Genomic DNA, 21,141 nt, shown 5'->3' with positions numbered 1-21,141 from the left:
CGCCGCGAGCCCAGTCTTGGTCAGGCGCGATCGCCCGGCACCGGGATCCGGAAGTTGTCGAGACATGTTCGCCGCCGGTTCACGCGGACCGCCCGCGACCCGCCCATGGTCCGGTGAAAGTCACGTGAACAGGCTGCCCGTGGCGGGATCGGGTGTCGATACAACCTGCCGTGCGCCGGGTCGACGGACCGCGCGCCGGCCAGACGCACGGATGCCGCGGGCTCCCGCCCGCGGCATCCGCTCGCTCTGCTCGTGCTCCAGTGCGCTCAGCCGCGCAGCGCCTCGCCGAGCTTGACGCGGGGGCCGGTCTTCAGCAGCGAGTTGCGGTAGATGCGCTCGCCGATGAGGACCGCGAGCACGGTCGTGGCGATCAGGATCGCGAGCGACACGAACGGTTCCCACCACTCGGCCGTGCCGAGGAACACCCGCATCGGCATGCCGACCGGCGCCGAGAACGGCACGTAGCTCATGATCGCGAGCACGGTGGGGTTGTCGTTGAAGAAGATGATGAGGAAGTACGGCAGCATGATGAGCATCGTCACGGGCGTGGTCACCGAGCCCATGTCCTCGGCGCGCGAGACCATGGCCGCGGTCGCCGCGAAGAGGGCCGCGAGCATCACGAACCCGACCGCGAAGAACACCACGAACCAGATCACGGAGGCGCCGAGGCCGCCGAGCAGCACCCGCTGCCCCGTCAGCATGAGCCCGAGCAGGGCGATCACCGCGATCGCGAGGATCTGGCCGAACGCGAGGACGCTGTTGCCGATGACCTTTCCGGTGAGCAGCGCACGCGCCGACACGGTCGAGAGCAGGATCTCGACGACGCGCGTCTGCTTCTCTTCCACGACGGACTGGGCGATCGTCGAGCCGAACGTGATCGCCGACATGAAGAAGACGATGCCGAAGCCGAAGGCCACGAGGTAGGCGAGGCCGGGGTCGACCGCGGCGGGCTCGAGCAGTTCGACGCTCGGGTACACGGCGAGGGCCTGCACGACGTCGGACGGCGTCTGGTCGAGTCCGATCACGGTGACGCCCAGCGGGTCGGATGCTGCGGGCACCACGATCGCATCGACCTCGCCGTCGCGCAGCAACTGCTCGCCGGCAGCCTGGTCGTCGACCGACACGACGTCGAGCGCGGCGTTGCCGTCGACCGCCGACGAGGCGCCGGCGACCACGGCCACCTTGGGCGCGTCGGACTGGCCGCCGAACAGGCTGCCGAGCACGACCGAGGCGAGCACCGCGAGCATGAGCACGCCCGTCGAGATGAGGAACGTCTTGCTGCGCAGCCGCATCGTGATCTCGCGGCCGGCGATGAGGCCGACGCTGTCGACGAATCGCGGGGTCGCGGGGCGGTCGAGGGTGGTGCTCATCGCACGACCTCCTTGAAGATCTGGGCGAGCGAGGTGCGCTCGCGCGAGAAACTGACGAGTCCGCCACGGGCGACGGCTTCGGCGAGGGCGGCCTCGCGCGCGGCATCCGTCTCGGCCTCGAACACGGCCCAACCCCCGTCGAATTCGATGACGCGGATGCCGGGCTGCTGGCGCAGCCACCCGGCGTCGCCCGCGACGAGCAGCTCCCAGCGTTCGGTGCCGTGCTGGGCGCGCAGGGCATCACCGGTTCCGGATGCCGCGATGCGGCCTCCGGCGATGATCACGAGGTCGTCGCAGAGGCGCTCGACGATGTCGAGCTGGTGCGACGAGAACAGCACGGGGGTGCCGGTGGCCGCGACATCCGCGAGCACGCTCTGCACGGTCTCGACCGCCATGGGGTCGAGGCCGGAGAACGGCTCGTCGAGCACGAGCATCTCGGGGCGGTGCACCAGGGCCGCGGCGATCTGCGCGCGCTGCTGGTTGCCGAGCGAGAGCGACTCGATGGTGTCGTCGGTGCGCTCGCCGAGGCCGAGCCGCTCGAGGAGTTCGAGCGCGTTGGCCCTGGCGGCGGCGGGAGCCCAGCCGTGCAGGCGGGCCAGGTAGACGGTCTGTTCGAGCACCTTCATCTTGGGGTAGAGGCCGCGTTCCTCGGGCATGTAGCCGAAGCGGCGGCGGTCGGTCGCGCCGACGGGTGCACCGTCGAGCGTGACGGTTCCGCCGTCGGACGCGAGCACGCCGAGGATGATCCGCATGGTCGTGGTCTTGCCGGCGCCGTTGCCGCCGACGAATCCGGTGAGTCGGCCATCGCCGACGGCGAAGCTCACGTGATCGAGGGCGAGGCGCTCGCCGTAGCGCTTGGTGATGTCGTGGAGTTCGAGCATGGCTTCACCGTACGGATGCCGCGGGGCCGCGGCATCCGTCGTGCGGGTGGTTCTGGGCGGGCGACACGGAGGGCGCTCCGCCGCGCGGGGGAGGTCGTCGTCAGTGCGCTCGGGTCGGCGGACGCAGGCCGGCGGACTCAGGACGGCGGCGACGTGCGTCGGGGGTTCCGGATGTCGGCGGTGCTGGCTAGCCTCGCAGGGTGAGCGAGCCGGAGCAGGTCCAGACGCAGCCAGAGGTGGTTCCGCCGCCCAACGGCATGCGCACGTTCATGCAGGTGCTCGTGAACACCGCGATCGCCAACGTCACCACGAGCTTCCTCTGGTTCGCACTCACGTTCTGGGTCTACCTCGAGACCCGCTCGGTGCTCGCGACGGGCATCATCGGCGGCGCCTACATGCTGCTCATCGCGTTCTTCGCGATGCTGTTCGGCTCGATCGTCGACCGGCATCGCAAGCTGCAGGTGATGATCCTCTCGAGCGTCATCACGCTCGCGGCCTTCGTCATCGCCGGGGTGCTGTACCTGCTGCAGCCCGAGTCGGCGCTCCTCGACCTCGGCGGCCCGTGGTTCTGGGCGTTCTCGGGCATCATCCTGCTCGGCGCGGTCGTCGAGCACATGCGCAACATCGCCCTCTCGACGACGGTCACGCTGCTGGTGCCGGTCGAACGGCACGCGAACGCCAACGGCCTCGTCGGCACCGTGCAGGGACTCGCCTTCATCGTCACGAGCGTGTTCAGCGGCCTCGCGATCGGCCTGCTCGGCATGGGCTGGACCCTCGTCATCGCGATCGTGCTCACCCTCGTGGCACTCGCGCACCTGCTGTTCCTGAAGGTCCCTGAGGCGCAGCCCGTGCCGGCCGAGGGCGAACGCGCCTCGACCATCGACCTCAAGGGCAGCATCGCCGCGGTGCGGGCGGCGCCCGGGCTATTCGCCCTGATCATCTTCTCGACGTTCAACAACCTCATCGGCGGCGTCTACATGGCGCTGATGGACCCGTACGGCCTCACCCTCTTCCCGGTCGAGATCTGGGGCATCGTGCTCGGCGTCTCGGCCACCGGATTCGTCATCGGCGGACTCATCATCGCGAAGTTCGGCCTCGGCAAGAACCCGATCCGCACGATGCTGCTGCTCGTCGTCGCCATGGGCGTGCTCGGCGCGCTCTTCACGATCCGCGAGTGGTGGGTGCTCTACGGCGTCGGAATCTGGCTCTACATGACGCTCATCCCGGCCGTCGAGGCGGCCGAGCAGACCGTGATCCAGAAGGTCGTGCCGTTCACCCGCCAAGGGCGCGTCTTCGGGTTCGCGGCCGCGGTCGAATCGGCGGCGGCCCCGATCACCGCGTTCCTCATCGCCCCCATCGCCGAGTTCATCATCATCCCCTACATGAAGACGGATGCCGGTCAGCAGGCGTGGGGCTGGCTCCTCGGCGACGGCGAGGCCAGGGGCATCGCGCTCGTGTTCCTGATCTCGGGGCTCGCCATGGTCGTGCTCGCGCTCGCCGCATTCACGACGCGCTCGTATCGCCTGCTCTCGGCGGAGTACGAGGGTGGCGAGACGTCGGTGCCGGCGGCGGCCGACGCCAGTGCTGTCGCAAGCGCCGACGCCGACCCCGTTGCTGACGCCGACCCCGTTGCTGACGCCGACGCCGATGCCGATGCGCCTCAGCGCAACGCGTAGGTCAGGTTCACGACGCCGCCCGGCCGCGGTTCGGCGTGGACGAACTCGAGGGCGCGGTCGCCGATCGCGACCGGTGTGAACGAGCGTCCGCCGCCGAGGAGCACGGGCACGACGCGAAGGTGCAGCTCGTCGACGAGCCCGGCGGTGAGCAGGGCATCGGTGAGGGTGAGGCTTCCCCAGACGATCACGGTCTCGAATCGCTGCACGAGCGCGGTGGCCGCATCGACGCCGTCGCCGCGGAGGATCTCGATCTCGCCGTCGCCCCACGGAGCCGCGGCCAGCGTGTTCGAGACCACGAACTTGGGCAGCCGGTCGATGAGCTCGGCGACGTGCTCGACCTCGGGGTCGACCCCCGGCCAGTAGTCGGCGAACATCCGGTAGGTGGTCGCGCCGAAGAGGATCGCATCGGCCTGTCGGACGTAGGCGAGCTGCTCGGCGTCGTTGAAGTCGACCTCGCCGTCGGCGCCCGGGCGCACGAGTGCCTCGAAGAAGTCGATGCCGCCGTCGGGGTCAGCGGCGTACCCGTCGACCGTGACGACCTGCTCGACGATGAGGCGACCCATCACTGCACCTCGGAGTCGAGGCGTTCGACGAGCAGGTCGAACGCGGAGTCCCACCCGTCGTAGACGTACTCGTCACCGGCCGCACCCTCCACGCCCTGGACGTGGAACGTCATCAGGGTCTGCTCCCCCGCCTCGCCGTGCACGGCGAGGTCGATGCTGATGACCGGCACGAGATCATCGGGGTCGCCGGGGGACCCCCACGTGAAGACGAGTCGCGACGGCGGCGTGATCTCGCGGTAGACGCCGAAGGTCGGGTACTCGGTGCCGTCGGGCGCGATCATCGTGTAGCGGTAGCTCCCGCCGGGGCGGGCGTCGATCACGACGGAATCCCGCGGGGTCTCGATGCCACGTGGGTGCCACCAGATGGCGGCTTCGTCGGGGTCGGTCCATGCGTTCCAGACGACCTCGCGCGGGGCGTCGAAGACGCGGGTGATGGTGAACTGCTTCGATCCGGTGGCGGTCTGCTCAGGCATCCGTCTGTCCTTTCAATGCTCGGAGTCGTTCGCTCAGCAGGTCGAAGCGCTCGTTCCATTCGCCGCGATGCCGGTCGACCCAGGCGGATGCCTCGTCGAGCGGTTCGGTGCGGAGCGTGCAGGTGCGCCACTGGGCGTTCGCGGTGCGCTCGATGAGGCCGGCCCGCTCGAGCACCTTGAGGTGCTGCGAGATCGCGGGGCGACTGATCGCGAACGGCTCGGCCAGGTCTCCGACGGTCGTCGGTCCCTCGCGCAGGCGCGAGAGGATTCCGCGCCGCGTCGGGTCGGCCAACGCCTGGAACACCACGCTGAGCTCGTCGTGCGCATCCGCCAATGTAAGCGACTCCTTAATTAATGAAGTGCTTAAATGTAAGCGGTCGGTGTCCGGGCGTCAAGGGCTGCGATTCGCGAGGTGCGGGGATCGACCCGTACGGGAAGCCGAGGTTCGCGAGCGAGGCGCGACTGGCCCGGTATCTGTCGCACGCCTAGGGGTGTTGCAGCCGACAGAGGATCGCGCCCAGTGGGCGATGACCCTGGCCGGTGCGCAGGTGGGTCTCGAGGGTCTCGAAGCCGCACTCCTCGAGGAGGCGGTGCAGCTCGGGTGCCGGCCATCGCCAGGCGGGTGCCACCGCGTGGTCGAACTCCTCGAGTGCGGGGCCCTCGAAGAAGCCGAGCACCAGCACACCGCCCGGACGGAGCACCCTGGCGAACTCGCCGATCGGCACGGCGATGCGCGACGGGTGGTGGTGGATCGTCGAGAACCACGAGAGCACGCCGCCGAGCGAGTCGTCCGCCTGCTCGATCCGGTCGATGCTCCCGGTGTCAAACCGGACTCCGGGGTGGGTCGCGCGGGCGTACTCGAGGAAGCCGGGAACGAGGTCGATGCCACGGGCATCGAGTCCGCGGCCCGCGAGGTAGTCCGTCCAGTGCCCCGGTCCGCAGCCCGCGTCGAGCACCGGGCCGTCGACGAGCTCGATCCAGTTGTCGATGAGCTGGCGATCCGAGGCGTGCACCGCGCTCATGGACCCGAGCCGGTCGATGTACTCGGCGGCTCGGCGGGAGTACGCCTCAGTGGTCTCGGCCATGGCGTCGAGCGTAGCGCCGTGCACCGGGGTCCGAACGGCCGGCCGTCCGACGCCGACCGAGGCCCGAGACACGGGGCCGCGGGCGTCAGCTTCCGGGGCGCACGATGCCGTGCTCGTAGGCGTAGACGACGGCGTGCACGCGGTCGCGCAGCCCGAGCTTCATGAGCACCTTCGAAACGTGCGTCTTCACGGTGGCCTCGCCCACCCACATGCGCTGGGCGATCTCGGCGTTCGAGATGCCCTCGGCGAGGAACTCGAGCACCTCGCGTTCGCGATCCGTCAGCGAATCGAGCTCGGGCGAGCCGGAAACCGGCATCGCCGCCACCGATGAGCTGCGTGCGCCGGTTTCGGACGCGAGGGCAGAGCCGGCGCCTGTTTCGGGAACCTCGCCGGCGCGCGGCATCCGCTCGGCTCGGCTCGCGACGGCCTCGATGACCCGACGCGTGACGTCGGGTGAGAGCAGCGCGTCGCCGCGGGCGACGACCTGCACGGCCTCGATGAGTTGCTCGGGGCTCGAGTTCTTCAGCAGGAATCCGCTCGCGCCGGCCTCGAGGGCCTCGAAGAGGTAGTCCTCGCGGTTGAACGTCGTGAGCACGAGCACCGCGGCGGAGGTGGTCGCGTCGGCTGTGATGCGCCTGGTGGCCTCGAGGCCGTCCATGCCGGGCATCTGCACGTCCATGCACACGACGTCGGGCTGGAGGGCCGCGACCTGGGTGATCGCCGCCGCACCGTCGGACGCCTCGCCGACGACCTCGATGCCGTCCTCGGAATCGAGGATCGTGCGGAAGCCGGCGCGGACGAGGCTCTGGTCGTCGACGACGAGCACGCGGATGCTCACGAGGCGACCCCCTCGCGACGAAGCGGGAAGCGTGCGCGCACGAGGTACCCGCCCCGCGCCCGTGGGCCCACCTCGAGCGTGCCGCCGGCCGCACCCACCCGCTCGCGCATGCCGAGCTGGCCGAGTCCGCCGCCGGCCGCGCCATGTCCGCCGGCGACGGGGCTCCTGCCGCTGCCCGCGCTGCCGCCGCCGGCCGCACCGCGGACCCCCCAGCCGGCCGCCTCGGTCGACGGCCCGACGGCCGCCCTGGTCGCGGTGCCCGTGTTCGTCACCTCGACTTCGACGGCGTCGGCATCCCACCGCACTCGCACCTCGGTGGTCGCCGACGGCCCGGCGTGCTTGCGAACGTTGGTGAGCGCCTCCTGCGCGATGCGATAGGCGCTGAGGTCGACGACCGCGGAGACCGGGCGCGCCTCGCCGACGACGGAGAGGGTCACCGCCAGGCCGCTCGTGGCGCTGTCGGCGACGAGCTCGTCGATGCGTTCGATGCAGCGCGTCGAGGTGCTGGCCGTCAACGGCCCGTCGTCACCGATGCCGGGGGCCACGTCGATCGAACCCGTGTCGGCTTCGCCGCGCAGCGTGCCGAGCAGGCCGTGCAGTTCGTCGACGGCGTCGCGTGCGCTCGACTCGATCGACGAGAGCGCCGCGGCCGCGGCATCCGGATCCTTCGCGAGCACCCGGCGTGCGGCACCCGCCTGCACGCCGATCACCGACACGTGGTGCGCGACCACGTCGTGCAGCTCGCGGGCGATGCGCAGCCGCTCGAGGGCGACGGCCTGCACCCTGGTGCGTTCGCGCTCGGCCGCGAGCTCGGCGGTGCGCTGCTCGAGCTCGGCCCTGGCCCGCGCCGACCGGTAGGCGGTGTCGCCGAAGTACCACGCGCCGCCGAAGTACAGCAGGTTCGTGAGTACGTTGATGAGGCTGTAGGCGACGAACGGCGACAGCAGTCCGTCGCGGTCGAGCTCGGGGAGGAAGTCCTGCGCCAACGACGAGGTGATGAGGCCCCAGAACAGCCAGCCGAACATGGAGATGACGATCGCCCCGCGCACGAGGTTGGCCCTCACCCGCGAGCGGCTCCAGGCGCCGACGGTGTAGATGGCGATGAAGAGCGCGATGTTGGAGAAGAGCAGTTCGATCACGCCGGTCATCGAGCCCGCCACGAACACCGCCGAGGCGACGATCGCGACGACCTCGGGCCACCGGCGGCGAGCCGCGAGCGGCAGCGTCATGCCGACCGCCCAGAGTGCAGCGCCCCACCACGGGCCGTTCTCGGTCATGCCCGTGATGCGGTACAGCACGACGCTCGCCCCGGTGGCGGCGGCGAGCACGAGGGCGAGGATCACGTCGTGGCGGTACGCGCGACGGTCGGGCCGCGGGCGCACCCACTCGACCCCGTCGATCACGGGCGGTGCAACGGTGGCGCTCATCCTCCAACGCTAGCGAGCGGATGCCGCGGGCGGATCCGTCGTGCGGCGGACTTCCGCCCGGCGCGCGACGGCGCGCCGCCCGCCCGAGCCCGCCCGAGATGCCACTCGTCGTCGGATCCGTGGGACCGATGCCGACAGCTTCCGGCATCTCGATGGGCGGGCGCGTCGGCATGGCGCGAGCGATCGCCGAACCAGTACGCTCGGGCCCCATGACCGCAGTGACCCCGCCCGATGGCGCCACCGAGGCCGGGCCGGCCGCCGCGGCATCCGTCGACCCGACCGCCCACGCGACCGTCGACCCGTGCCGACCGCCGAACCTGGGCCTGCGGGAGCGCCGGTTCGACTGGTTCTTCATCGTGATGTTCTCGCTGTTCACGATCACGAGCCTGATCAGCGACCTGCTGCCGTCGATCGGGGTCGACTTCTCGCAGCCGTCGTCGAACTTCTTCGTGAACTCGAACTGGTGGTACGCCCACGACACCGACCCGCTGTTCATGGAGCCGCCGACGTGGATGCGCATCGTGACCGGCCTGTCGGCCTTCGTCTACATGCCGTTCTACATCGTGCTGGTGATCTCGCTCGTGCGCGGGTGGAACTGGATCCAGCTGCCGAGCGTCATCTACGCGACCATGATCTCGACCATCACGGGCATCATCGTGTTCGGCGTCGAGTTCTTCGGCGAGCCGGAGTGGGTCACGCCGAACCCGGTCAAGTTCCTCGCGTTCAACCTGCCCTACGTGCTCGTGCCGATCGTGCTGCTCGTGCGCATGCGCAAGCCGCGGCCGTTCGCGCGCAGGTTCTGACCGGGCGGCTTCGGGACGCTCGGCGGGCGCGGTTAGGCTCGCACGCATGAGCAGTGCCGCACCTCCGAACCACGCCGCACCCATCGACGCCCGGCCGGTCGTCGACCGAGGGGCCGTCGTCGCGGAACTGCAGCGACTGCTGCGCGCCGACCAGGTGGTGACGGATGCCGCAGCGCTCGCCGAGTACGCGCACGACGACGCAGAGTGGGCGCCGTTCGAGCTCCCGCTCGCCGTGGTGCTCGCCGAGCACGAAGGGGATGTGGCCGCCGTCGTGCGGCTGGCGGCGGCATCCGGAGCCCGCGTGGTTCCGCGAGGTGGGGGCACCGGGCTGTCGGGCGGGGCCAACGCGGTGGCCGACGGCATCGTGCTCTCGCTCGAGCGCATGACCCGCATCGTCGAGATCGACGCCGCGGAGCGATTCGCGGTCGCCGAGGCGGGCGTCATCAACGACACGCTGCGGCAGGCGGTCGCCGAGCAGGGCCTCTGGTATCCGCCCGACCCGGCGAGCTACCGCATCTCGACGATCGGCGGCAACGCGGCCACGAACGCCGGCGGCATCTGCTGCGTGAAGTACGGCGTGACCCGCGACTACGTGCTCGGGTTGCGCGTCGTGCTCGCCGACGGCGAGATCGTCGACCTCGGCCGACGAACGGCGAAGGGCGTCACGGGCTTCGACCTGACGGCGCTCATGGTGGGGTCGGAGGGCACGCTCGGCATCATCACGCAGGTCACCGTGAAGCTGCTGCCGCTCGCGGGCCGCGAGGAGCGTGCGGTCGTCGGCGCCTTCGGCTCGCTCATCGCCGCCGGCGAGGCCGTTTCGGCGATCAGCGCGTCGGGCATCGTGCCGTCGGCCCTCGAGATCCTCGACCGCACGTGCATCGAGGCCGTCGATGCCTGGCAGTCGCTCGGGCTCCCGCACGGGGTCGACACGCTCCTGCTCGCCAAGGTCGACGAGGTCGCTGCGCTCGGCGAGCGGCACGCGGCATCCGTCGCCGACCTCATGACCGGCGCCGGCGCGCTCTCGGTCGAGCAGGCCGCGGACGCCGACGAGGTCGACCGGCTGTTCGTGGCTCGACGGCTCGCGTACCCGGCGCTCGAGCGCCTCGGGCCGGTGCTCACCGAGGACATCTGCGTGCCGCGCGGCGCCGTGCCCGAGATGCTCGCGCGCATCCAGTCCGCGGCGGCCGAGTTCGATGTCGTGATCGCGAACATCGCGCACGCGGGCGACGGCAACCTGCACCCGCTCATCATCGCGCCCGAGGGCGACGACGCCGCGAAGGCCAGGGCGAAGCTCGCGTTCGACCGCATCGTCGACGAGTGCCGCGCGCTCGGGGGAACGGTCACGGGCGAGCACGGCGTTGGACTGCTGAAGCTCCCCGGCGCGCGCGCCGAACTCGGCGACCGGGTGATCGCGATGCACGCGGCGATCAAGCAGGCGCTCGACCCGAAGGGCACGCTGAACCCGGGCAAGGCGTTCTGAGCGAGGAGCAGAACAGCTAGCGCGCGAGGAACGCCAGCAGCTCGTCGTTGAAGCGGGCGGGCTGCTCGATGTTCGCGGCGTGCCCGTCGTGCGCGATCACGGTCGAGCTCGCGAGCGAGTTCAGGGCTGCGGATGCCGCGGCATGCGCCGAGGGCCAGAACTCGCTCTCGGCGCCGGCGACGAAGAGTGTCGGCACAGAGGTCGCGGCGATCGTGGAGCGCCAATCGGCGATCGCGTGGTCGTGCAGCAACTCGAGCTCGGCGGCGGTGAACGTCGGCTTCCCGCCCTTCGGCAGCTCCATCGCGCGCAGGATGCGAGCGATGCGCACGAGGCCCTTGGCCTTCGCCGGGAAGCGCCCGGGATCGGGGATCCCCGTCGCGAAGAAGGTGTCCCGGTTCGTGGCGTCGTAGTCGTAGAACCCGTGGGCCCAGTCGTCGTCGTTCAGCATCTTCGGCGTCTGGTCGACGGTGACGACGTCGCGCACGCGAGCCGCGGCATCCGGAGTCGCCCGGAGCATCGCCCAGATCGAGTTCGCGCCCATCGACTGCCCGACCAGGGTCGCGTCGTGCAGGTCGAGCGACTCGAGCAGGTCGCGGATGTCGGCGCCGTGCCGGCGCATGGTGTGCCCGTCGGCAGGGCCGACCCCCGACCTGCCGTGGCCGCGCCGGTCGAAGGCGATGACGCGCAGGCCCGCCCGCTCGAGCGGCTTGACCTGGTACCGCCAGCTGGTCGCGGCGGCCTTGAACCCCGCGATCAGCACGACCGTACGCGCCGAGGGGTCGCCCCACTCGAGGTAGTGCAGGTCGACGTCGTCGGAACTCGTGATGCTCGGCATGGTGTGCTCGATTCTGTCCGGTATCGGGGGATGGCGCCAGGCTGAGGCGACTCGATCGTCAGGCCGGGCTCAGCCGAGCTCAGCCCAGCTCAGCCCAGCGGCTCGGCCGCCAGGTCGCGCGTGCGGTAGAACTCGTGGTCCCAGAGGGCGTAGATCGCCCAGGTGGGCAGGATGTACGACTCGGGCATGAAGTCGCGCTGCGAGGCGTGGATCTGCCATCCCTCGAACTTCGTGCCGACCTCGGCGGGCATCGCGTAGTTCGGCTCGGGCTGGTTGGCGACGACGAACGCCCCGACCTTGCCGCCGAACGCGATGAGCGCCTTGGTCGGGCTGATCGTGTAGGCGATCTGGTCGGGGCCGGTGTACGAGCCCCCGGCCTCCTCGAGCTGGGCGATCGCGAGCTCGGTCACGTGCCCCATCTGCATGTGGTCCTTGTGGCCGGTGGCGCCGCTCTCGGGCCAGAACGTCACCACGACGTCGGGCTTCACGCGGCGCATCGTGGCGGCGACGCGGTCGACCAGCTCGTCTTCGTCGGCCTCGGGCACGCCGCCGTCGGGGTAGTCCCAGACCTCGTGCTCGTCGACGCCGAGGTTGAAGCTGTTCTTCAGGGCCTCGGCCTTGCGGATGTCGCCGAGATCCTCCTGGCGCCCGACCACCGGCCCCTGCTCGCCGGCCTCGCCACGCGTCGCCGTGATCATGGCGGTGTAGGCGCCGTCGCGGTGCTTGGCGCGGAAGAAGAGGCCGTTGACGGTCTGCTCGTCGTCGGGGTGCGCGAAGACGCCGAGCACGCGGGTGCCGCCGAGCTCGCCGACGACGGACTCGACGCCCTTCGCGGAGGGCTCGTGGAAGAGGTCTCGCCCCGCCCAGTAGACCCCGCCGGCGAGGGCGAGGACGACGGCCGAGACGGTGATGAGCGCGACGGTGCGCTTGCGCATGGGGGTGCTTTCGGGTCGAGCGGATGCCGCGCGGCGGCGTGGGTGCGCCTGGTGCCACGGGCGTGGGGGTGGCAGCATGCTACCCCGCGGCATCCGGATGGCCGAACCGCGCTCGGGTTTCGGTGGCGGGGTTTGAGACCTCGGCGGGTGGCGGCGCGGACGCCGCAGGCGGAGGATGGGCGGGTGAGCCGGTTCCCGCGATGAGCGCCCCCACGGCAGCGACGCCGTCGGCGCCGTCCTCCACGCCGGGCCGCGTGCAGGCCGTCTACTTCACGCTGCTCATCGGCAACACGCTTGCGGCCTCGTTCATCTGGGGCATCAACACGCTGTTCCTGCTCGACGCGGGGCTGACGAACCTCGAGGCGTTCGCCGCGAACTCGTTCTTCTCGATCGGCATGGTCGTGTTCGAGGTGCCGACGGGCGTGATCGCCGACACGCTCGGGCGGCGGGTGTCGTACCTCCTCGGCACGGTCACGCTGGCCGTGACGACCGTGCTGTACTACCTGCTGTGGGTGTGGCACTCGCCGTTCTGGGCGTGGGCGCTCGTGTCGGTGCTGCTCGGGCTCGGCTTCACGTTCTTCTCGGGCGCGGTCGAGGCGTGGCTCGTCGACGCGCTCACGGCCACGGGCTACACGGGCAGCCTCGAGCAGGTGTTCGGACGCGGGGTGTCGGTCGCGGGCATCGCCATGCTCGGCGGCTCGACGCTCGGCGGCGTTGTCGCGCAGGCGACCGATCTCGGGGTGCCGTTCCTCATGCGCGCGGGCGTGCTGGTGCTCATGTTCGTGGTCGCGGCGCTGCTCATGCGCGACCTGGGGTTCACCCCGGCGGATCGGGGACACCCGATCACGGCCACGAAGCACGTGCTCACGGCATCCGTGAAGTACGGCCTCGGCAGGCCCGGCGTGCGCTACATGATGCTCGCGTCCGCGTTCACGACGGGCGTCGGCTTCTACGTCTTCTACGCGCTGCAGCCCTATCTGCTCGAGCTCTGGGGCGACGAGGGCGCGTACTCGATCGCGGGGCTCGCCGCGGGCATCGTCGCCGGGTCGCAGATCATCGGCGGACTGGTCGCGCCGTGGCTGCGTCGCCGATTCCGCAAGCGCACGACGTCGATCATGCTCGCGGTGGGCGTGAGCGCGGGCATCCTCGTCGTGCTCGGCGTGAACCGCAGCTTCTGGGTCGCCCTCGCACTGCTCGTGCTGTGGGCGCTCATCGACGCGGCCGCCGGGCCGGTGCGCCAGGCGTACCTGAACGACATGATCCCGTCGAGCCAGCGGGCCACGGTGCTCTCGTTCGACTCGCTCATCGGCAGTGCGGGGGCGGCCGCGGTGCAGCCCGTGCTCGGGCGGTCGGCGGATGTCTGGGGCTACCCGTTCTCGCTCGCGCTGAGCGGGCTCGTGCAGGCCGCGGCCGTGCCGTTCATCTGGCTGAGCCGCCGCAGCGGTGAGGCGGCGGATGTCGCGACCGTCACGGGCGAGGTCGGCGAGCCCTCGTCGGCGACGGAGGCCGTGACGGACGCCGCGCCCGATGAGCCCGGCGGTGTGCGCGGGGCGTGAGCCGCGGCATCCGCTCGCCCGATCGCGCCGATCGTGCCCGAACGGGCCAGGCCAGGCGGCTCCGCGCGGTCAGCGCCGGGCTGCGCTGCGGTCGAACCGCGGTGAGATGAACTTCGCGGCGACCCAGCCGAGGATCGCGGTGATCAGCCAGACGACGACGGTCGCGAGGATCCAGGCGCCGATGCCGTCGAACTTCACGCCGCCGAACAGCGAGGTGATCCACAGCGCGAGGAAGGTCGAGATCAGGCCCGCGATGCCTGCGACCGTGGGCGCGGACCTGTGGAAGATGCTGCGCACGAGCCATTCGACGAGCGCCTGCGCGATGGCGAACACGAGGATCGCCACGACGAAGCCCGCGGGGTCCAGGTGGAAGCCGGGAATGAGCAGGGAGGCGAGGAGCAGCGCGATCGCCGCCGTCGCGAGGAAGATCGCCAGATTCACCAGGGTGCGCACCATGCCGTGAGCGTATCGCCCGGGCGCCGGTCGGGCGAGGATCTTGCCCGGTCTGGCCGCGGTTTCGGTGGACCTGAGCATGCCCTGTGCCGGGCTGTACCCCGAACGGGGGGCGTTGGTAGGATCGGATGATGTCACTGCGTCGTGGAATCACTCGCCGCCGAGCGGCGTCGACCACCCGCACCGCCGACGGTACGGGGCCCGACCGAGCCCGAACGCCGGCCCGACGCGGCCCGAGCGCCAAGGTTCTCGGCATCGGCGCAGCGGGCGTGCTGGCGCTCTGCGCACTGGGTGCGACGGCCGGCGTGCACGCGGCCGGCGGAGACGATGCGTCCCCTGCAGTGCTTCTCGCGAAGGTGCTCGGCCCCAGCGGCACCTCGAATGGCGACATCGGCACCGATGCCTCCGGCGTGCGCCCGATCGGCGACGGGGCGAGCGACCAGGGCGGCGACCGGTCGGGCCGCGCGCCCGCGAAGACCCCGCCCCCCGCACCGGTGCCGACGCCCGACGCGACGCCCGCGCCCACCCCGACGCCGCCCCCTCCCGTCGATGACGCACCGGACGGGCCCGAGCCGCGCGATCCGAGCGATCCGCTGTCGCCCGAGTACAACCCGTACCTGACGCCCGGCGACCCCGCCTTCGTGAGCGATGACGAGAAGGCGGCTTGGCTCGGCCGCGAAGCCGTGGTGCGCTCATGCATGGCCGACGCGGGGTTCGAGTACCTCGACTGGCAGTGGTGGCTCGGCGGCAGCCCCCAGCCCGCCGGCCTCACGGCCGACGAGGCGACGGCCTGGTCGAACGCGCTTCGCGGCTCCGCGAACGCGGACGACGGATGCCGCGCGCAGGCGATGAACGCGGCCGCGGCTGCCGAGGCGGCCGGCACGCCGCTCAGCGCGCCCGTGCCCGCGGCCCCGGCGCCCGACGTGCCGACCGAGCGCGAGAACTGGCTCGAGTTCCAGGCGGCCGTGCGTTCGTGCATGGCCGAACTCGGCTACGAGTACCGCTACTGGGAGTACTGGAACCCCGCCTTCGACTCGCCCGACGGATCGCCCGCGCGCCCGTCAGGGCTGAGTGAGATGGCGAAGGCGCAGTGGAACCTCGCGGCCTTCGGTGACACGACCGATACGAACGCCGGCGGTGGGTGCTGGGCGACCGGCCTCGGCTCGAGCGGGTACCGCACGTTCGACTGACCGCGTTCGGCTACCGGTCACTCGTTGCGAGGTCGCTCCAGAACGCGAGCAGCTGCTGCGCGACGGCGTCGGGCTGCTCGAGCGGCACCAGGGTGCGGGCGCCGGCGATCGTCAGCGCTCGTGCGTTCGGGGTGAGCGAGGCGGCACGTTCGGCATCGTGGGGCGACCAATCGCCGCGGTCATCGCTCGCGAGGTAGAGGCTCGGCACGCCGATGCGGGGCAGGAGCGACGACACGTCGACCCGGTCGAGGATGAACGAGCGGAGGGCCAGGGCCATGCTGGCCCTCGACGGCCGGTCGAGGCTCTCGATCACCACGCCGAGGATCGCCGGGTCGGCTGCCGAGGCATCCGTCAGCATCGCCTCGATCACCGCGGCGCGCACCGGGCCGACGGCGCCGAACGCCTGCAGCAGCGGCTTCAGCAGCTGGATCTTCCGGCGAAGCGCGGGCGCGATCGGCTCGACCGGTGCGCTGATCGCGACGAGCGACCGAAGCAGGCCCGGCTGCGCCGCGAGTTCGTAGCCGACGTGACCGCCGAAGGCGTTGCCGACCCAGTCGACGGGCTGCCGTACGGCGAGGGAGTCGAGCGCGTCGCGAGCGGCGGAGGCCGCCTCGGCGATCGTGCTTCGGCGGTGCAGCGCCTCGCTGCGCCCGAGTCCGGGCGGGTCGATCAGCAGGTAGCTGCGGTCGGGCGCCTTGCGGAGCAGCGTCGGCAGCATGCGATCCCAGGTGCGGCTGTCGACGAACATCGACGACCACAGCACGGTCGGGTGTCCGTCGACCGCGCCCACCGCTCGCACGGAGAGGTCCCCCAGACGGCTCGGCACGACCAAGAGTTCTTCATTTGATGTGAGTGAGACTGACATGAATATGATGTTAACCTGAGTCACATGAAAAGTCGAGGGGGGTCCCAGCAGGCGACGGGAGAGCCGATGCGCTCGTACCGCATGTCGGCCCGCGCCGAGTCGGCCGAGCGAACCGGAGAACGCATCCTCGACGCCATGCTCGAGCGGTTCGCCGAATCGCCCTACGAGCGCATCCGGCTCGACGACGTCGCGGCCGACGCGGAGGTCACCGTGCAGACCGTCATCCGCCGGTTCGGGGGCAAGTCCGGGCTCATGGTCGCGGTCGTCGAGCGCGAGCTCGCGCGCATCGTCGAAGCCCGCGAGCTGGTCGCCGATCCCGGGCCGGCCGCGGTGCTCGCTGCGCTCGTGCAGCACTACGAGCGCTACGGGTCGCTGATCCTCAAGATGTACGCCGAGGCCTCGCTCGTGCCGGGCCTGCCCGAGCTGGCGATTCGCGGCCGGGCGTACCACGTCGACTGGTGCCGCCGGGTCTTCGCCGACCGGCTTCCGGCAGACGAACCCGTGCGCGCACGCCGCCTGGCCCAGGTGGTCGCCGTCTGCGATGCCACGACGTGGCGCATCCTTCGCGCCGATGGGGGGCTCGCGCCGTCGGAGGTCGAGCTCGCGCTCGCCGAGCTGCTCGATGCCGTGCTCGACCCCGTTCCCGATCGACCATGAAAGAGGCCCGTCGACGAGTCCTGCGCGAGGTTGCGACCGGCCCTTCGGGTGCGGCCGGCCGTTCGACCGCCGGTTCGTGTGCGGCCGAGGCGCGGGTGCCGCGAAGCGGGTCGCCTACGCGGTGAGCTCGACCACGGTTCCGTTGAGGTCGCGCGCGGCCGCGGCATCCGTGTTCCAGAGTTCGACGACGGAGGCCGCGAGCACACCCTCGAGTCCGGCGAGCGACTTCACGCGGAACGTCACGGCCGCGGCCGGTGCGTCGGCCTTCGCGAAACCCTGGGCGAGGGAGCGCATCCAGGACTCGCTCGCGGCCTTGACCGCCGTGTAGTTGGCGCCGCCGGCCGTGGGCGCGTCGACCGTGGTCGAGGAGACCATCGCGACGCGGCCCGCGGGCGAGGCGACGAGGTCGTCGTAGAAGGCGCGGCTCACGTACCGGAGCGCCGTGAACGAGCGCGCGAGGAACTCGTAGTCCTCGTTGGTCTGGCCGGCGATGCCGCCGCCGCCGCGCCATCCGCCCACGAGGTGGATCACGCCGTCGACGTCGCCGACACTCGCGTGCACGCGCATCGCGAGTTCGAGCACGTCGTCGCCGTCGGTGAGGTCGGCCACCTCGCCGACGACACCCGGGATCTCGGCCTCGAGGGCGTCGATGCGCGCCTGATCGCTGCCGACCGCGACCACGCGAGCGCCCGCGTCGAGCAGTGCCTGCGCGACGGCGCGGCCGGAGGCGCTGGTGGCCCCCGCGATCAGGACGGTGCGGCCTTCGAGTTCGGTGGGCTGGTCGGTCATGTCGTCATTCTCCTCTCGGCCCGGTGGTCGAGGAGCGAAGCGAATCGAGACCAGGTCGCGAGCGCGGGTCTCGATACGCTCCTTCGTCGCTACTCGACCACCGATGGGGCGGTCAGGCGGTCGCGCCCGTGATGCCGACCGTCGACTCGATGACCGGCTTCATCTTCTTGTCGAGCGCCTCGAAGAACATCGACAGCGGGAACTCGTCGTCCATGACGAGGTCGGTGTAGCCCTTGGGCGGGCCGGCGAGCACCTCGCGCGGCAGCCCCTCGGCCCACATCGACGCCGGGTTCGGCGTGACGACGCTCGTCACGAGCTCGTACGCGGCGAGCCAGTGCACGGTCTTCGGTCGGTCGATCGACTTCCAGTAGAGCTCGTCGATCGCGTCGCCCAGCTCGACGACCGCGTCGGGCACGGCGGCCCAGTCGAAGGTGAGCTTCACGTCGGTCCACTCGAGCACGTGCTTGCGGTGCAGCCACGCGAACAGCAGCTGGCCGCCGAGCCCGTCGTAGTTGCGCACGCGCGAACCGGTGATCGCGAAGCGGAAGATGCGGTCGAAGATCACGGCGTACTGCACGAGCTTGCCGGTCGACCGCATCTGCTCCTCGACGTCGGTGAGCGTCTCACCCGCGGCGAGGCGGGCGTCGAGCGTGCGCTGGATCTTGACCGACTCGCGGAACGCGGTGAGGTCGCAGCGCAGCTCCTCGAGCGAATACAGGAAGAACGGCATGCGCTGCTTGATCATGAACGGGTCGAACGGCAGGTCGCCGCGCATGTGCGTGCGGTCGTGGATGATGTCCCACATCACGAACGTGCGCTCGGCGAGCTCCTGGTCGTCGAGCAGTGCCGCGGCGTCGGCCGGCAGGTCGAGCTTCGTGATCTCGGATGCCGCGCGCACGACTCTGCGGTAGCGCGCCGCCTCGCGGTCCTGGAAGATCGCGCCCCACGTGAACGGCGGGATCTCGCGCATCGCGACGGTCTCGGGGAACAGCACCGCCGAGTTCGTGTCGTAGCCGGGCGTGAAGTCGACGAGCCGCAGGCTCACGAAGAGCTTGTTGCCGTAGTCGCCGGCCTCGAGCTCGGCGATGAATTCGGGCCAGATCGTCTCGACGACGAGCGCCTCGACGTGGCGGTCGGGCGAGCCGTTCTGCGTGACCATCGGGAACACGACGAGGTGGCGGATGCCGTCGATGCGATGCCGCTGCGGCTGGAAGGCCAGGAGCGAGTCGAGGAAGTCGGGCACGCCGAACGCCTCGGCCTGCCAGCGGCGGAAGTCGACGACGGATGCCGCGAGGTACTCCCGCTCGTGGGGGAACCGCGGTGCGATCGCGTCGATCGACGCGACGATCGCGTCGACGAGGTCGCCCGCTCGGGCGTGGTCGTCGGCCTCGCCGACCGAGCCGTCCTTGCCCTGCAGGCCCTGCAGTTCGGTGGCGGCGGCCTTGAGTGCGAGCCAGGCCGGGTCGGTCTCGACGCCGTCGGCGAGGGCGATGTTGGAAGCGGTGATCTCGTCTTCGAGGACCTCGGGTTCTCCGATGATGGGGTCGGCAGTGGTGCTCGACATATGAACCTCCGTTCCTCGGGATGCGTGCCGATCGGCACTCGACGTGCGGTGAGAATCGCCGCACCGTTCAAGGGTAGAAGGCATTCGGGTGCGATTGGTTGAGAACCGGCGCACGATTGTTGCGTCGGGGCTCGAAAACGCAGAACGGATCGCCAACGCATGGAGCATGCGTGCGCGACGCCTGACGAGGTGGGTGCGGGGTAGCATCCGCAGCATGGAGGATGCCGGATCGATCGTGGCTCGCGAGGACTCGGGGCAGACGGCGGGCGCGCTCGCCGCGGCGATCGATGCCGCAGGCGACCCGATCGACGCCGAGTTCCTGCAGCGGTTCTTCAAGACCGGCCCCGGCCAGTACGGCGAGGGCGACGTGTTCGTCGGCGTGCGGGTGCCGGTGACCCGGGCCATCGTGAAGGGCTTCGAGCGGATGCCGCTCGCCGAGGTATCCGCCCTGCTCGAGAGCCCGGTGCACGAGCATCGGCTCGCGGCCCTCATCGTGCTGGTGCGGCAGTTCGAGTCCGCGGGCAAGGTGCGTATGCGCGACGACGCGGCCCGGGCCGAGATCCACGCGGCCTACCTCGACGCCGTGCGAGCCGGGCACGTGAACAACTGGGACCTCGTCGACACCTCCGCCGAATACCTGGTCGGCGAGTTCCTGCGCTCGGGAGGCCCGGGCGCCGGTGACGGCGACCTGACGCTGCTCGACGAGCTCGCGGCATCCGATGCACTCTGGGAACGGCGCGTCGCCGTGCTCGCGACCTTCGCGTTCATCAAGGCGGGCGACGCCGGGCCGATCCTGCGCCTCGCGCCGACGCTGGTCGATGACCGTGAGGACCTCATGCACAAGGCCGTCGGGTGGATGCTGCGCGAGACGGGCAAGCGCGTCGACCGCGAGCTGCTGACGGGGTTCCTCGACGAGTGCGCCCCGCGGATGCCGCGCACGATGCTGTCGTACGCGACCGAGCACCTCTCGCCCGCGGAGCGCGCCTTCTACCGCGCGCTGCGCTGAGCCGCTCGCCTCACCAGGGCTCGCCGACCTTCGGCAGGAACGTGCGCACCTTCTCGAGCGCGTCGGGGAAGCACTCGTCGAGCACCTCGGTGGCGCTGACGCCCGTGCCGTAGTCGCCGGTGAGGCGCAGGCCGACGACGGCGTTGATGAGCATGCCGGTGGCGAAGAACCCCCGGGTCTCATCGGCCGAGAAGCCGGCGTCGACACGGATGAAGTGCCAGAGGCTGCTGAAGCCGTCGCGCGCGACCTGGCCGATCTCGGTCTCGCCGCCCATCTGCGTCGATCCGGCGATGACGGGCAGCATGCCGCGCTCGGCGAGCAGGCCCGTGTAGGCCGCGCCGAGTCGTGGTGCGCGTTCGTCGACGGGGCCGGGCAACGCGGCCGCGAATGCCTCGAGCAGGTGCGAGTAGGCGCGCTGGATGACCTCGATGTAGAGCTTCTGCTTCGTGCCGAAGAGGCGTACGACGTAGGGCTGGCTGACTCCTGCCGCTCGGGCGATCTCGTCGGTCGTCGTGCCGACATAGGTCTTCGCGCCGAACACCGCGGTGGCCGCGACGAGGATCTGCTCGCGGCGGTCGGCGGCGCTCATGCGGCCCGCCGGGGCGGCGGTTTCGAGGACTTCGGCGGCTTCGGGACTCATGCTTGACATGTTATCAGTCGATTACTACAGTGCAAGAGTCGTAAGTAATCATCCG

At 70.8% G+C, this 21,141-nt stretch carries 22 protein-coding genes; 7 read left to right on the top strand and 15 right to left on the bottom strand.

Going from position 1 to position 21,141, the window contains the following annotated elements; genetic code table 11:
- Window positions 1–266: 266 nt before the first annotated feature.
- Entirely contained in the window at window positions 267–1,370 is a 1,104-nt protein-coding gene (locus tag ATC03_RS18710) for an ABC transporter permease (protein WP_067880502.1), read from the bottom strand.
- Entirely contained in the window at window positions 1,367–2,251 is an 885-nt protein-coding gene (locus ATC03_RS18705; protein ID WP_067880499.1) for an ABC transporter ATP-binding protein, read from the bottom strand. The genes ATC03_RS18710 and ATC03_RS18705 overlap by 4 nt, the downstream gene beginning before the upstream one ends.
- Window positions 2,252–2,508: 257 nt before the next feature.
- On the opposite strand from ATC03_RS18705, the gene ATC03_RS18700 reads away from it, so the two are divergent.
- Window positions 2,509–3,927, top strand: coding sequence for an MFS transporter (locus ATC03_RS18700; RefSeq protein WP_067882601.1), 1,419 nt, complete (start codon window positions 2,509–2,511; stop codon window positions 3,925–3,927).
- Here the strand turns inward: ATC03_RS18700 and ATC03_RS18695 are convergent.
- The 6 genes from ATC03_RS18695 to ATC03_RS18670 all read right to left on the bottom strand — a co-directional run bounded on the left by ATC03_RS18695 (window position 3,912) and on the right by ATC03_RS18670 (window position 8,313).
- Complete coding sequence (locus ATC03_RS18695) at window positions 3,912–4,490, bottom strand: dihydrofolate reductase family protein (protein WP_067880496.1); 579 nt, start codon at window positions 4,488–4,490, stop codon at window positions 3,912–3,914. The genes ATC03_RS18700 and ATC03_RS18695 overlap by 16 nt on opposite strands.
- A complete protein-coding gene (locus ATC03_RS18690; RefSeq protein ID WP_067880494.1) occupies window positions 4,490–4,963 on the bottom strand; it encodes an SRPBCC family protein in 474 nt (157 codons plus the stop codon). The genes ATC03_RS18695 and ATC03_RS18690 overlap by 1 nt, the downstream gene beginning before the upstream one ends.
- Complete coding sequence (locus tag ATC03_RS18685; protein ID WP_067880491.1) at window positions 4,956–5,297, bottom strand: ArsR/SmtB family transcription factor; 342 nt, start codon at window positions 5,295–5,297, stop codon at window positions 4,956–4,958. Before ATC03_RS18685 ends, ATC03_RS18690 begins: the two co-directional genes overlap by 8 nt.
- Window positions 5,298–5,448: 151 nt before the next feature.
- Entirely contained in the window at window positions 5,449–6,048 is a 600-nt protein-coding gene (locus ATC03_RS18680) for a class I SAM-dependent methyltransferase (RefSeq protein ID WP_067880489.1), read from the bottom strand.
- Window positions 6,049–6,133: 85 nt separating this feature from the next.
- A complete protein-coding gene (locus ATC03_RS18675) occupies window positions 6,134–6,886 on the bottom strand; it encodes a response regulator (RefSeq protein WP_067880486.1) in 753 nt (250 codons plus the stop codon).
- Window positions 6,883–8,313 carry a histidine kinase gene (locus ATC03_RS18670; RefSeq protein ID WP_067880483.1) on the bottom strand — a complete coding sequence of 477 codons (1,431 nt, stop codon included), beginning with the start codon at window positions 8,311–8,313 and terminating at the stop codon, window positions 6,883–6,885. Before ATC03_RS18670 ends, ATC03_RS18675 begins: the two co-directional genes overlap by 4 nt.
- A 209-nt stretch (window positions 8,314–8,522) precedes the next feature.
- On the opposite strand from ATC03_RS18670, the gene ATC03_RS18665 reads away from it, so the two are divergent.
- Together ATC03_RS18665 and ATC03_RS18660 are read left to right on the top strand one after the other, a co-directional pair.
- A complete protein-coding gene (locus ATC03_RS18665; RefSeq protein ID WP_067882599.1) occupies window positions 8,523–9,116 on the top strand; it encodes an EXPERA domain-containing protein in 594 nt (197 codons plus the stop codon).
- Between the two features lie 46 nt (window positions 9,117–9,162).
- On the top strand, window positions 9,163–10,596 hold the full coding sequence (locus ATC03_RS18660) for an FAD-binding oxidoreductase (protein WP_067880480.1): 1,434 nt from the start codon (window positions 9,163–9,165) through the stop codon (window positions 10,594–10,596).
- A gap of 16 nt (window positions 10,597–10,612) precedes the next feature.
- On the opposite strand, the gene ATC03_RS18655 is transcribed toward ATC03_RS18660, so the two are convergent.
- Together ATC03_RS18655 and ATC03_RS18650 are read right to left on the bottom strand one after the other, a co-directional pair.
- On the bottom strand, window positions 10,613–11,431 hold the full coding sequence (locus ATC03_RS18655; protein WP_067880477.1) for an alpha/beta fold hydrolase: 819 nt from the start codon (window positions 11,429–11,431) through the stop codon (window positions 10,613–10,615).
- 89 nt (window positions 11,432–11,520) lie between these two features.
- A complete protein-coding gene (locus tag ATC03_RS18650) occupies window positions 11,521–12,366 on the bottom strand; it encodes a PIG-L deacetylase family protein (RefSeq protein ID WP_067880475.1) in 846 nt (281 codons plus the stop codon).
- 200 nt (window positions 12,367–12,566) lie between these two features.
- On the opposite strand from ATC03_RS18650, the gene ATC03_RS18645 reads away from it, so the two are divergent.
- Entirely contained in the window at window positions 12,567–13,922 is a 1,356-nt protein-coding gene (locus ATC03_RS18645) for an MFS transporter (RefSeq protein ID WP_067880472.1), read from the top strand.
- Between the two features lie 69 nt (window positions 13,923–13,991).
- On the opposite strand, the gene ATC03_RS18640 is transcribed toward ATC03_RS18645, so the two are convergent.
- The gene (locus ATC03_RS18640) at window positions 13,992–14,378 is read right to left on the bottom strand and encodes a phage holin family protein (RefSeq protein WP_067880469.1); all 387 of its coding nucleotides are present in this window, start codon (window positions 14,376–14,378) and stop codon (window positions 13,992–13,994) included.
- Window positions 14,379–14,506: 128 nt separating this feature from the next.
- Between ATC03_RS18640 and ATC03_RS18635 the strand changes: the two genes are divergently transcribed.
- Window positions 14,507–15,565: a hypothetical protein gene (locus tag ATC03_RS18635; protein ID WP_067880466.1), complete on the top strand. Its 1,059-nt coding sequence runs from the start codon at window positions 14,507–14,509 to the stop codon at window positions 15,563–15,565.
- A gap of 10 nt (window positions 15,566–15,575) precedes the next feature.
- Here the strand turns inward: ATC03_RS18635 and ATC03_RS18630 are convergent, their stop codons facing one another.
- A complete protein-coding gene (locus tag ATC03_RS18630) occupies window positions 15,576–16,430 on the bottom strand; it encodes an alpha/beta fold hydrolase (protein ID WP_067880463.1) in 855 nt (284 codons plus the stop codon).
- A 66-nt stretch (window positions 16,431–16,496) separates the two neighbouring features.
- On the opposite strand from ATC03_RS18630, the gene ATC03_RS18625 reads away from it, so the two are divergent.
- Complete coding sequence (locus ATC03_RS18625; protein ID WP_067880460.1) at window positions 16,497–17,087, top strand: TetR/AcrR family transcriptional regulator; 591 nt, start codon at window positions 16,497–16,499, stop codon at window positions 17,085–17,087.
- A gap of 114 nt (window positions 17,088–17,201) precedes the next feature.
- Here ATC03_RS18625 and ATC03_RS18620 read toward each other — a convergent pair whose 3' ends face one another.
- Window positions 17,202–17,876 carry an SDR family NAD(P)-dependent oxidoreductase gene (locus ATC03_RS18620; protein WP_067880457.1) on the bottom strand — a complete coding sequence of 225 codons (675 nt, stop codon included), beginning with the start codon at window positions 17,874–17,876 and terminating at the stop codon, window positions 17,202–17,204.
- Between the two features lie 112 nt (window positions 17,877–17,988).
- Window positions 17,989–19,440, bottom strand: coding sequence for a DUF6421 family protein (locus tag ATC03_RS18615; RefSeq protein WP_067880454.1), 1,452 nt, complete (start codon window positions 19,438–19,440; stop codon window positions 17,989–17,991).
- A gap of 214 nt (window positions 19,441–19,654) precedes the next feature.
- Here ATC03_RS18615 and ATC03_RS18610 point away from each other — a divergent pair, with 214 nt between their 5' ends.
- Window positions 19,655–20,446, top strand: coding sequence for a DNA alkylation repair protein (locus ATC03_RS18610; protein ID WP_084003621.1), 792 nt, complete (start codon window positions 19,655–19,657; stop codon window positions 20,444–20,446).
- A 10-nt stretch (window positions 20,447–20,456) separates the two neighbouring features.
- On the opposite strand, the gene ATC03_RS18605 is transcribed toward ATC03_RS18610, so the two are convergent.
- On the bottom strand, window positions 20,457–21,086 hold the full coding sequence (locus ATC03_RS18605) for a TetR/AcrR family transcriptional regulator (protein ID WP_067880451.1): 630 nt from the start codon (window positions 21,084–21,086) through the stop codon (window positions 20,457–20,459).
- Window positions 21,087–21,141: the final 55 nt, after the last annotated feature.

Origin of the sequence: Agromyces aureus (assembly GCF_001660485.1) — a bacterium.
Lineage (GTDB): Bacteria > Actinomycetota > Actinomycetes > Actinomycetales > Microbacteriaceae > Agromyces > Agromyces aureus.
Note: the sequence above shows the minus strand (reverse complement) of the source record. Positions and strands in the feature narration are given on the sequence as shown.